Source organism: Streptomyces sp. ML-6, assembly GCF_030116705.1.
Lineage (GTDB): Bacteria > Actinomycetota > Actinomycetes > Streptomycetales > Streptomycetaceae > Streptomyces.
On the sequence record NZ_JAOTIK010000001.1, the window covers coordinates 531576 to 543937 of the forward strand.

The window sequence follows — 12362 nt, forward strand, 5'->3', positions numbered from 1 at the left end:
ACGACATGGCCGAACACACTTCCTCGCACATGGGTGCGCTCGACCCCGGAGCACGGATCGCGGCGGTCCGGCCGGTCCTGCTCAGCGCCCCGTACGCCGACCCGGAGAATCTGGAGGTGCGCGTGGCGCTGCCCACGGGGTGGCGCACGACGGGACTGGTCGAGGTGACCCTGGACGACGGGACGACCGGGCTGGGCGAGGGGTATCTCGCCGTGTTCGCACCGCACGTCTTCGTGTCGACGGTCGAGCTGCTGGTCCCCCACCTGGTCGGGCGCCCGGCCGGCGACCTGGCGGAACGGTACCGGGACATGGTGCTCGTCACGGGGTACTGGAGTCTTCAGGGAGCGGCCCGTCATGTCGTCTCCGCCGTGGAGGCGGCCCTGCTCGATGCCCTGGGGAAGCGGGCCGGTGTGCCCGCGTACGAGCTGCTGGGCGGCCGTCGCACGGACAGGATCCGGCTCTACGCCAGCGGGGGCGACTCGGCGTCCCCGTCGGCCATGAGCACCGAGATCGCCGCCGTCGCCTCGCTCGGGATCGACACCTTCAAGATCAGGGCACGGGGCCACGAGGCCGACAAGGTGGTGTGGACGCTGGAGCACGCGGCCCCGCACGGAGTCGGTGTCGCGGTCGACATGGCACAGAACCTCGACGACCCCGGCCAGTCGGCGGCGGACGCACTCGCGTTCCTCGACGCGGTCGGGGCGGGCACACCGCAGCCGGTGCGCTTTCTGGAGGAGCCCCTGGGACCGGCCCGTGCGCATGAGTACCCCGCCCTGCGGCGGGCGGCCGGCTGCCCGGTGGCGGGCGGGGAGACCGTCACCACCGCGCGCGAGCTGCTGGAGCGCGTGGCTGCGGGGTATTACGACATGGTCCAGCCGGACGCCACGGTCGTCGGCGGGCCACGACAGACGCTGGCCGTCTTCGCGGGGGCCGCGGAACACGGTGTCGCCCCGGTGGTCCACTGCTGGGGCAGTGCGGTGTGCCAGGCGGCCAACTACCACGCCGCGTTCGCCGGCGGCGGTCGGCTGGCCGAGTGGCCGCTGCCCGCATACGCCCTGCGGTCCGAGCTGCTGGTCGAGCCGTTCCGCATCGAGTCGGGCCGGCTGCTCGCCCCGCGGGCACCGGGACTCGGCGTCCGGCTCACTCCGGAGACCGAACGGCGGTTCGCCTTCCGCGGCGATGCCGTCTACCGCTGCCCGACCAGGATGCCGGCGGCCGAGCCCGGCCGATGGAGGACAGACTGAGCGGGGCATGGGAGGAGAGCACCGCCGAGCGCCGGATCCGCTTGCCTGCGCGATGGGAAAACGCTTTCAGGGCGGCTATCGTAGCCTCATGCAGAGCCAGGTCAATCGACGTTCCGCCCGTCCCCGCCCGTCGTCGGCCGTGACGCTCCAGCAGGTCGCGCAGGATGCCGGGGTGTCCCTCGCCACGGCCTCGCGCGTCCTCGGCGACAGCGACCGCAACGTCACCCAGGAGCTGCAGGAGCGCGTCCTGGAGGCGGCGGCCCGGCTCCGCTACGTGTCCAACGCGCCGGCCCGCGCGCTCGTGCGGTCCACCACCTCCATCGTCGGCCTGCTCGTGCACGACGTGAACGACGCGTACTACTCCGCCATCGCCGCCGGCGTGATGGAGGTCGCCCGCGACCACAAGCTCCTCGTGATGCTGGCCGGCACCTTCCACGAGCCCGAGCTCCAGGCGGAGTACGTGGCGCGGCTGCGGGCCCAGCGGGCCCGGGCCGTGGTCCTCGCCGGCTCGGGATTCACCGGCAGGAGCCCCTCGCTCGTCCAGGAGCTGGAGTCCTTCGCCGCCCAGGGCGGCCGGGTGACCGCGGTCGCGCACGAGGGCATGCCGGTGGACACGATCGTGCCGGGGAACCACGAGGGCGGCCGGGCCGTGGCCGAGCACCTCGCCCGGCTGGGGCACACCGAGATCGGTGTGGTCTGCGGGCCGCTCGCCCTGGTCTCCGTGCAGGACCGGCTGCGCGGCTTCCTGGAGCGGGCCGCCGAGCTGGGCATCGTCGTGCAGGAACGGCACCGGGTCGAGGCCGACTTCACCCGGGACGGCGGACGGACCGCGACGGTGCGGCTGTTTCGCAGGTCACCGGGGATCACCGCGATCTTCGCGCTCAACGACGCGATGGCGCTGGGGGCGCTCGCGGCGCTCCGGGACGACCTCGGGCGGGGCGTGCCCTCCGACGTCTCCGTCGTGGGCTTCGACGACCTGCCGGTGGCCGGTGACGTCACGCCCGCGCTGACGACGGTGCGGCTGCCGCTGGAGGAGATCGGCCGCCGGGCGCTGCTGCTGGCCCTCGGCGACGCGACGCCCTCGCCGCGCACGCTGGCCGTGCCGTCGCGCCTGGTGGTGCGGGCCAGCACCGCGCCGCCGCCCCGCACGACCGGCTGAGCCGGTACGGGCCGCGACGGCCCGGCCCGACGAAAGCCCCGAGCCCGGACGAGGGGCTCCCCGCCCGGGAGCCTTCGTCCGGGCCTTTCCTTTGACGCGTCGAAGCGACAACCACCTTCTTTGACGCGCTAATTGAATCAATTTTTCGCGGAAATACTCTTGAAATGACGCGTCAATCGCCGCCACACTGACGCCAACGCCATTTGACGCGTCAAACCTGGGAAGGCGGTGGCTGGATGGGTACGTCAGGACCCAAGTACCAGCGCATCAAGGAGGAGTTGCGGGCCGAGGTCGCACGCGACGAGTACGAGGCCGGCGCTCCGTTCATCACCCAGAACCAGCTGCGCGAGCGCTTCGGGGTCAGTTCCACCACTGCCGTGCGGGCACTCAACGACCTCGTCGCGGAAGGGCTGTTGGTGCGTCGGCGCGGTCTGGGCACCTTCGTCGCCGACCGGGACGGCCGGAGCGACGAGCCCGGACCGGCGCAGCGTTCCGGTGTGGTGGCCTGCATCATCAGCGGCCAGGGCCCTTACCAGTCCGAGGTGCTGCGCGGGATCGAGTCCGGCTGTTCGGATCGGGGGCTGCGGCTGTTCTTCTCCGACTCCGCGGTCCGGATGACGGCCACCGGGCACGCCGACCACGCGGCGTCCCTGGCCCGCCAGGACCAGGCGCTGCGCCAGGCCGCCGAGGACCGGGTCGACGGGATCATCCTCTATCCGGTCCAGGGCTCGCCCGACCCCGGTGTGCTGGAGGAGCTCCGGCGCCTGCGCATCCCCATGGTGCTGGTCGACCGGTACTTCCCCGGCTTCGCCGTCGACGCGGTCACCGCCGACAACTACGACGTCGGCTACCGGCTCACCGAGCACCTGCTGGCCGACGGCCACACCCGCATAGCGACGCTCTGGGGCGAGACTCAGTGCACCAGCGTCCACGACCGGATGACCGGACACAAGCAGGCGCTGCGCGCCCACGACCAGCCGCTGCTCCCCCGGTTCACCGCGCTGCGCTCGTACACGGCGCTGCCCGAGGAGGACCGCAAGCGGCTGCTGTCCGAGCTCCTCGCCTCCGCCGAGCCGCCGACCGCGCTGCTGTGCGCGCACGGCTTCGCCGTCGCCACCGCCGCCGCCGACCTGGCCTCGCTCGGCATCGCCGTGCCCGACGAGATCGTGCTGGCCGGCATGGACGACGCGGGCCCCTACGACCTGCTGCCGCTCACCAGTTTCGCCGCCCGGCTGCCCGCCGGGGAGATCGGCGGCCGCGCGGTCGAACAGCTGGTCAAGCGGATCGCGGAGCGCGCGGCGGGCGAGGACCCGTACCGCGACGCCGAGCAGATCGTGCTCCCCGTCCGGATCAGGACGCGCGAGTCCGTACCGGTCCGGCTCCGTACCGTCGCCGCCCGTCGGCCCTGAGGGAGGAGACTCCTGTGTTCGCCGCCCCCACCCCCCGTACCCGCGAACTCGGGACCGACGTCCTGGTGGTCGGTGCCGGCCTCGGCGGTCTGGCCGCCGCGCTGACCGCCGCCCGGTTCGGACACCGGGTCGTGCTCACCGAGGCCACCGACTGGCCCGGTGGGCTGTTCACCGCGCAGGTGGTGCCGCTGGCCGACGGCCACCGCATCGAGCTGGACCCCGTCTCCCCCGGCTACCGGGACCTGCGCGAACGGATCCGCGACTTCTACCGCCGCAACTACCCGCTGTGCCCAGGGCCGTTCGCCGATCCCCTGCTCGATCCCGGGCTGAGCACCACCGGCCACCTCAGCCACGAGCCGCGGGCGGCGCTCGCCGTCGTCCAGGAACTGCTCGCCCCGCACCTCGCCGCCGGCCGGCTCACCCTGCTGCTCCGCCACCGGCCGGTCGCGGCCCGGACGGACGGGGACCGGGTCTCCTCGGTCACCCTGGAGGCCGCGGACGGAGAGCGGCTGACGGTCGCCGCCCCCTACATCGTCGACGCGACGGACCTGGGCGAGCTGCTCGACCTCGCGGGCGTCGAGCACGTCACCGGCGCCGAGTCCCGGGAGGAGACGGGTGAGCCGCACGCGGCGGCGGTCGCCGACCCGCTGGACCAGCAGCCGGTCTCCTGGGCCTTCGCCCTGGACCACCGCCCCGGCGAGGACCACACCGTGGACCGGCCGGCCGACTACGACCGGTGGTCCGGCGCCTTCTCCTGGGAAACCGCGGAGCCCGGCGGCGGCCCGGCCCGCACCGTGCCGCTCTTCCTGCACGAGCCGGACGAGGTCCCGCCCTGGGGCGCGCCGCCCAACGACCGCTGGCACCGGTTGCGGGCGCTCGCCCGGAGCCGGTACCTGCCCGGCACCTTCGACAGCGACCTCACCCTGGTCGACTGGGAGCAGACCGCCTACACCGGGCTGCCGCTCGCCGGGGCCGGTGGGGAGGTGCGGGCCCGTGCCGAGCGGGAGGCGCGGGAGCAGGCGCTGTCGTTCCTGTACTGGATGCAGACCCGGGCGCCCCGGCACGACGGCGGCCACGGCTACCCCGAGCTGCGGCTGAGGCCCGACGCCACGGGCACGTCCGACGGGTTCGCCAAGGCACCGCACGTACGTGAATCCCGGCGCATCCGGGCCGAGTTCACCCTGCTGGAGCACCATCTGACCGTCGCGGCACGGGCCGGGGCGCCGGGTGCCGAGACCTTCACGGACAGCGTGGGCACCCTGCGCTCCCGGATCACTCTGCACCCGGGCACCGGCGGCGGCGCGGGCCTGGACCTGGAGTGCCTGCCGTTCCAGTTGCCCCTGGGCGCGCTGCTGCCCGTACGCGTGGAGAACCTGCTCCCGGCCGGGCGGAACATCGGCGCCACGCATCTCAGCGCGCCGGCGGTCGGCGGCCACGCGGGCCAGTGGAGCATCGGCGAGGCGGTCGGCGCGCTGGTCTCGTACTGTCTGGAACACCGGCTGCCGCCGCGCGCGGTGCGCGGTGACGAACGCCGGCTCGCCTCCTTCCAGGACCGGTTGAGCGACTCGCTCGGTCTCGCCCTGGAATGGCCGCACCGGCTGCGCACCGGACCGGTGACCGGTGCCGACGCGCTCTACGCCACTCTCTGACCCCCCGCCTCCGTCCCTCGCTCCTGCCCTTCCTTCGGAAGGGCTTCTTCCCGACCTTCTGGAAAACGCTTACCAACCTCGGCGGTTACGCCCTCGGCCCGGACGGCTCCCTGTGACTGTGACTCCCCTTCGTGTACTGCTCGTCGGCGCGGGCAACATCGCCCGCGCCGTCCACATGCCGGCGTTCCTCCGGCTGCCCACGGACTTCGCGGTGCTCGGCGCGGTCGACGCCGACCCCGCGGCGGCCCGTTCGTTCGCCACCGACTTCTCGCTGCCCCACCACTCCACCGACCTCGCCGCCTCGCTGCGCGAGGTCCGTCCCGACCTCGTCGTCATCGCCTCGCCACCCGTCGTCCACCGAGAACAGGTCGTCGCCGCCCTGGCCGCCGGGGCGTGGGTGTGGTGCGAGAAGCCGCCCGCGCTCAGTCTCGCGGAGTACGACGCCATGACCGCCGCCGAGGGCGAGGACGGCCCGTACGCGCCGATCGTCTTCCAGCACCGTTTCGGCTCGGGCGCCGAGCACGCCAAGGCCCTCATCGCCTCCGGTGAGCTGGGGGCGCCGCTGGTCGCCCACTGCCAGACCACCTGGTACCGGGACGACGCCTACTACGCGGTCCCCTGGCGCGGGAAGTGGGCCACCGAGGGCGCCGGTCCCGCCATGGGACTGGGCATCCACCAGATCGACCTGCTGCTCGAACTGCTCGGCGACTGGGCGGAGATCCGGGCCATGGCCGCCCGGCTGGCCCGTGACGTGGAGACCGACGACGTCACCACCGCCACCGTGCGCTTCGCCTCCGGCGCCCTGGCCACCGTGGTCAACAGCGCCCTCTCACCGCGTCAGTCGAGCCATCTGCGGATCGACCTGCGCGACGCCACGATCGAGCTGAACCACCTCTACGGGTACGGAAACGACGACTGGACCTACACCCCGGCCCCCGGCGTCGATCCGGACCGGGTGGCCCGCTGGACCTCCCCGGCGAAGGACGTGCCCAGCTCGCACGACGCCCAGCTCCGCTCGCTCCTGACCGACATGCGGGCGGGCCGGCGGCCCCGGGCGAGCGCCGGGGACGGCCGCCGGTCCCTGGAGCTGATCACCGCGATGTACAAGGCGGCGCTCACCGGCCGCACGGTCCGGGCCGGCGAGATCGTCCCCGGCGACCCCTTCCACACGGTGCTGCACGGCTCCGTCCCCGGCTGGGCACCGCAAGGGGCCGGGCGATGACCGGACGCGTGGAACGGGCCCTGCTGCTCACCTTCGACGACCGGCACGTGCGCGAGTGGGCCGCCGTCGCACCGCTGTTCGCCTCGTACGGGGCACGGGTCACCTTCTTCGTCTGCGAGCCCGACCGGCTCGACCGGGACGAGGTGCGGCTGCTGCGCCGGCTCGCGGACGACGGCCACAGCATCGGCTGCCACGGCCTGCGGCACGAACGCGCACCCGAGTTCGTCGCCGCCCACGGACCGGCCGCCTATCTCGACCGGGAGGTGGTGCCCGCCCTGGAGCGGCTGCGCCGCCTCGGCTTTCCGGCCCGGAGCTTCGCCTATCCGTGCAGTGCCCGGGACGAGGACACCGACCGGCTGCTCCTCACCCTCTTCGAGCGGCTGCGCGGCGGGGTGCCCGTCGGCCGTCGCGCCGATCCGGCCCTCGCGGACGAACTGCGCGTACCGGCCCGCGACCTCACCGCCCGGCGGGTCCTGCCGGGCTGCTCGGTGGACAGCGGGCGCGGTGCCGTCGCGTACGGGGACGACCTGGGCGGTGTCGAGGCAGCGCTGCGCCGGACCGCCGACGAGGGCGGTGTGAGCACCCTCTACGCCCACTGCGTCGCCGACGCCCATCCCGCCAACCACGTGACCCCGGCCCGGCTGGAGGCTCTGCTGTCCCTGGCCGCCGGGCTGTCGCTGCCCTGCGTGGGCTTCGACGAGCTCCCGTGAACCACTCCCCCGTCGCACCACTCCGCCGCTCACCACCTCGTTGATCACCACGCGTCCGATCACCCCGATCAGCACGCCTTCGATCACCCCACCTCCGATCCAGAGGGGCCCTTCCCACCCATGCATGACGACCGCACACTGACCGAGGAACGGCTCGACCGCGTCCTGCGCGAGCGCATCCGCCCCGCCGTCCACCCCCGTACGGTTCCGCTGGCGTTCGAAGTCTGGCACGCCCCCGGCGAACCGGTGCCCTTCGCCGAGGCGGTGGCCGCGCCCTACGAGCCCGGTGCCGTCGGCGACCCCTGGGGGCCGGCCTGGGGCACCAGCTGGTTCCGGGTGACCGGCCGGGTGCCGGAGGACTGGGCCGGGGAGGCCGTCGAGGCGGTGATCGACCTGGGGTTCGCCAAGGACCGGCCCGGCTTCTCCGCGGAGGCGCTGGCCCACCGGCCGGACGGCAGTGTGGTCAAGGCGCTCAACCCGCGCAACACCTGGCTGCGGATCGGTGAACGGGTGGCGGGCGGCGAGGAGTTCACGTACCTGCTCGAGGCCGCCGCCAATCCGGAGATCCTGGGCGGGGCCGGTGCGCTGGGCGACCGGGAGACCGCGGGGAGCGAACCGCTGTACCGCGTCGGGCGGATGGACGTCGCGGTCTTCGACCGGGAGGTGTGGGAGCTGGTCCAGGACCTGGAGGTGCTCGACCAGCTGATGCGGCAGCTGCCGCTGGGCTCGGCGCGCCGCTGGGAGATCCTGCGTGCGGTGGAGGACTGTCTGGACGCGCTGGACCTGGACGACGTGGGGGCGAGCGCGCCCGCCGGCCGGGAGCGGCTGCGGGGCGTGCTGGCCTCCCCCGCGCACGCCTCGGCGCACCGGTTGTCGGCGGTGGGTCACGCGCACATCGACTCGGCGTGGCTGTGGCCGCTGCGGGAGACGGTGCGCAAGGTGGCCCGCACCACCTCCAACGTGGTGGCGCTGATGGACGACCATCCGGAGTTCGTCTTCGCGATGTCGCAGGCGCAGCAGCTGGACTGGCTGCGGGAGCACCGGCCGGAGCTGTACGCGCGGGTCAAGGAGAAGGCCGCGGCCGGGCAGTTCGTGCCGGTGGGCGGGATGTGGGTGGAGTCGGACACCAACATGCCCGGCTCGGAGGCGCTGGCCCGGCAGTTCGTGTACGGCAAGCGGTTCTTCCTGGAGGAGTTCGGGGTCGAGACCGAGGAGGTGTGGCTGCCCGACTCGTTCGGGTACTCGGCGGCGCTGCCGCAGCTGGTGGCGCTCTCCGGTTCGCGCTGGTTCCTGACCCAGAAGATCTCGTGGAACACGACCAATCCGTTCCCGCACCACTCCTTCCTGTGGGAGGGGCTGGACGGCACCCGGGTGTTCACGCACTTCCCGCCGGTCGACACCTATGTGGCCGAGCTGTCCGGTCAGGAACTCGCGCACGCCGAGGCGAACTTCCGGGACAAGGGCCGTGCGACGCGCTCGCTCGTCCCGTTCGGCTGGGGGGACGGGGGCGGCGGCCCCACCCGCGAGATGCTGGCGCGCGCCGGGCGGCTGGCGGATCTGGAGGGCTCGCCCCGGGTGACGATCGAGAAGCCGGCGGACTTCTTCGCCGCCGCCGAGGCGGAGTACGAGCGGCCGCCGGTGTGGCTGGGCGAGCTGTACCTGGAGCTGCACCGCGGCACGTACACCTCGCAGGCGCGGACCAAGCAGGGCAACCGGCGCAGCGAGCACCTGTTGCGGGAGGCGGAGCTGTGGGCGGCGACCGCGGCGGTGCGGGCCGGGTTCCGCTATCCGTACGAGGAGCTGGACCGGATCTGGAAGAGCGTGCTGCTGCACCAGTTCCACGACATCCTGCCGGGTTCGTCCATCGCCTGGGTGCACCGTGAGGCGGAGGCGGCGTACGCCCGGATCGCCGAGGAGCTCGAAGCGGTGATCGACGCCGCGCAGCGGGCGCTGGCCGGGGCTCCGCGGAACGGCGGCACGGTCGTCTTCAACTCCGCTCCGCACGAGCGGGACGGGGTGGCCGCGGGAGGTGCGGTGCCCGCGCCGGACCGGCGGGAGGCGCCGGTGGAGGTGACGGCGCACGGCTCCGGTTTCCGGCTGGACAACGGGCTGTTGCGGGTGACCGTGGACGCGCGGGGTCTCGTGGTCTCGGTCGTCGATCTGGTGACCGGGCGGGAGACGGTCGCGCCGGGCGGTGCGGCCAACCTGCTCCAGGTCCACCCGGACCTGCCCAACCACTGGGACGCCTGGGACGTCGATGCCTTCTACCGCAACACGGTGACCGATCTGACCGGGGCCGACTCGGTGCGGCTCAGTGGTGACGGCGTCGAGGTGGTGCGCAGCTTCGGGGCGTCCCGGGTCACCCAGCTGCTGACGCTGCGGCCGGGGGCCCGGCGGCTGGACATCGACACCGAGGTCGACTGGCACGAGCGGGAGAAGTTCCTCAAGGCGGCGTTCCCGATCGACGTGCGGGCCGACCACTCCACGGCGGAGACCCAGTTCGGGCACGTCCGACGGCCGACGCACACCAACACCAGCTGGGAGGCGGCCAAGTTCGAGATCTGCGCGCACCGCTTCCTGCACGTGGGCGAGCCGGGCTGGGGCGCGGCGCTGGTCAACGACTCGACGTACGGGCACGACGTGACCCGTACGGTCCGCGAGGACGGCTCCACCACGACCACGGTGCGGCTGTCGTTGCTGCGGGCGCCCCGCTACCCGGACCCGGAGACCGATCAGGGGGTGCACCGGCTGCGGTACGCGCTGCTGCCGGGGGCGACGGTCGGCGACGCGGTCCGTGAGGGCTGGCGGTTCGCCCTGCCCGAGCGCCGGGTGCCGGGCAGCGCCGCGGTGGCGCCGCTGGTCTCGGTGGACGACGACGCGGTGGTGGTGACGGCGGTGAAGCTCGCGGACGACGGCGGCGGGGACGTGGTGGTCCGGCTCCACGAGGCGCACGGCGGGCGGGTCTCGGCGCGGCTTACGGCGGGCTTCGCGCTGGCCGGGGCGAGCGTCACGGACCTGCTGGAGCGTCCGCTCGCCGACGGGACGGCCGTCGAGGTGACGGGTGACGTGGTGCGGCTGGCGCTGCGGCCGTTCCAGATCGTGACGCTGCGGCTGACGCCGGACGGCAGGCCCTGAGCCGCGTACGGGGTGGGTGCGTTTCGCCGCGGGCCTGCCCCGTACCCTCTTTTCCATGAACGCTGGGGGGCCTGTGCGCCGTGTGATCGACGACCGTTTCGAACTGGTGAACAGGCTCGGCAGTGGCGGCATGGGCATGGTGTGGCGGGCCCGTGACCTGGCCCTGCACCGCGATGTGGCGCTCAAGGAGGTGCGGCCCCCGGACCCGGCGCTCGCCGAGAACGACCCGGAGTCGGCGAGGCTGCTGCGCGAGCGGGTGCTGCGCGAGGCCCGCGCGCTGGCCCGGCTCGACCACCCGGGCGTCGTCACCGTCCACCACATCGTGGACGGCGGCGTCGGGACGTACCCGTGGATCGTGATGGAGCTGGTGCCCGGCGCCTCCCTCGCGGAGCGGCTGGCCGAGGGCGCCCTCTCCCCGGTGGAGGCCGCCGGACTGGGGCGCGGGGTGCTGTCCGCGCTGCGCGCCGCCCATGCCGCCGGAATCCTCCACCGGGACGTCAAGCCGGCCAACGTGCTGCTGCGGACGGACGGCAGCCCGGTGCTCACGGACTTCGGCATCGCGGCGATCCGGGAGTCCACGAGCCTGACGGCGACCGGTTCGATCATCGGCTCCCCCGACTACATGGCGCCCGAGCGCATCCGGGGCGACGAGGACGACCCGTCCTCCGACCTGTGGTCGCTCGGCATGATGCTGTACGTCGCCGTGGAGGGCCGGCACCCGCTGCGCAAGGCCACCACGCTGGCGACGCTCGCGGCCGTGCTCGACGAGGAGATCCCGCCGCCCCGGCAGGCCGGTCCGCTGGCCCCGGTGCTGGAGGCGGTGCTGGCCCGGGACCCGGCGACCCGGCCCGGGGCCGACGAGCTGGACCGGATGCTGGCGGCGGTGGGCACGTCCGCGGCGACGCCGCCCCGGCAGGAGCCCGGCGCCCCGCAGGACGCCGGGCCGCCGCGCCCGCAGCCGTCGTTCACCCTGCAGGACTCGGTGCCCTCGGGCGGCCCCACCGCGGTGCTGTCCGCCCCTCCCGGACCGTCCCCGGTGCCCGGCGCGGGGAGCGGCACGCCCGTGCCCGCCCCGCCCGGGCCGCTGAGGGCGGGGGAGGCGCGCCGCCGGGTCCGACGGGGCCGCGCCGTCGCGGTCACCACCGCTCTCGCCGGGACGGCCCTGACCGGGGCCCTGGTGTGGTCGCTGCTGCCCGACGCGGACGACCGGGCCGCCGACCGCTCCCCGTCCGCCTCGGCCGGGGCCACCCGCGGTTCCTCCGCCGCCGGCGACGCGGCGGGACAAGCGGCGGGCACGACGGGAACGAAGGAGACGGCGGGGGCCACGGAGCCGGAGGAGACGGCTCCGGAACAGCCGGAGAACCTGCTGACGCCCGAGGGGGTGCGTTCCGTCATCGCCGCGCTGGAACCGGTGATGGGCGGCACCCGGATCACCTCGTTCACGCTGTATGAGGAGCACGCCAGCGTCGAGGCCCCGCTCAGGAACAACAAGAAGCTGTACGACGTCTACGCCTACCGGGACGGCAGGGCCACCCGTGAACGGGCCGGCGGCACCCTCATGTCGGGCGCCAGGTCCGTGGACCTGGAGAAGTTCGACTGGGACGTCCTGCCGGGGCTGATACGCCGGGCGGACAAGGAACTCGGCGTCGCCGAACCCACCAGCCACTACGTGGACATCGACCCGGCGTCCCCGTTCGACGACTACCAGCCGACGATCAGTGTCTACGTCTCGGACGAGTACGGCGGCGCCTACCTGCGGGCCGACGTCAACGGCAAGGTGCTCAGGAAGTACCCGCGCGACAGCTGAACCCGCGGCGGCCCGGCCCCGACGGGC

At 73.9% G+C, this 12362-nt stretch carries 8 protein-coding genes; all 8 read left to right on the forward strand.

All coding sequences use genetic code 11. The features are described 5' to 3' along the window. Positions 1 to 5: 5 nt before the first annotated feature. The 8 genes from OCT49_RS02415 (at position 6) to OCT49_RS02450 (ending at position 12335) form a co-directional block, all read left to right on the forward strand. On the forward strand, positions 6 to 1244 hold the full coding sequence (locus OCT49_RS02415) for a mandelate racemase/muconate lactonizing enzyme family protein (protein WP_283850232.1): 1239 nt from the start codon (positions 6 to 8) through the stop codon (positions 1242 to 1244). Between the two features lie 88 nt (positions 1245 to 1332). Further along, positions 1333 to 2403 (forward strand): LacI family DNA-binding transcriptional regulator, encoded by a 1071-nt coding sequence (locus tag OCT49_RS02420; protein ID WP_283850233.1) that lies wholly within the window; start codon positions 1333 to 1335, stop codon positions 2401 to 2403. A gap of 236 nt (positions 2404 to 2639) precedes the next feature. Continuing rightward, entirely contained in the window at positions 2640 to 3812 is a 1173-nt protein-coding gene (locus OCT49_RS02425; RefSeq protein WP_283850234.1) for a LacI family DNA-binding transcriptional regulator, read from the forward strand. Between the two features lie 14 nt (positions 3813 to 3826). After that, positions 3827 to 5461, forward strand: a complete 1635-nt coding sequence (locus tag OCT49_RS02430) for an FAD-dependent oxidoreductase (RefSeq protein WP_283850235.1) — start codon at positions 3827 to 3829, stop codon at positions 5459 to 5461. A gap of 118 nt (positions 5462 to 5579) precedes the next feature. After that, positions 5580 to 6683: a Gfo/Idh/MocA family protein gene (locus tag OCT49_RS02435; protein ID WP_349632775.1), complete on the forward strand. Its 1104-nt coding sequence runs from the start codon at positions 5580 to 5582 to the stop codon at positions 6681 to 6683. Then, positions 6680 to 7393 carry a polysaccharide deacetylase family protein gene (locus OCT49_RS02440; RefSeq protein WP_283850237.1) on the forward strand — a complete coding sequence of 238 codons (714 nt, stop codon included), beginning with the start codon at positions 6680 to 6682 and terminating at the stop codon, positions 7391 to 7393. Before OCT49_RS02435 ends, OCT49_RS02440 begins: the two co-directional genes overlap by 4 nt. A 120-nt stretch (positions 7394 to 7513) precedes the next feature. Then, the gene (locus OCT49_RS02445) at positions 7514 to 10528 is read left to right on the forward strand and encodes an alpha-mannosidase (protein WP_283850238.1); all 3015 of its coding nucleotides are present in this window, start codon (positions 7514 to 7516) and stop codon (positions 10526 to 10528) included. A gap of 55 nt (positions 10529 to 10583) precedes the next feature. After that, on the forward strand, positions 10584 to 12335 hold the full coding sequence (locus OCT49_RS02450; protein WP_283850239.1) for a serine/threonine-protein kinase: 1752 nt from the start codon (positions 10584 to 10586) through the stop codon (positions 12333 to 12335). The last annotated feature ends 27 nt before the right edge of the window (positions 12336 to 12362 follow it).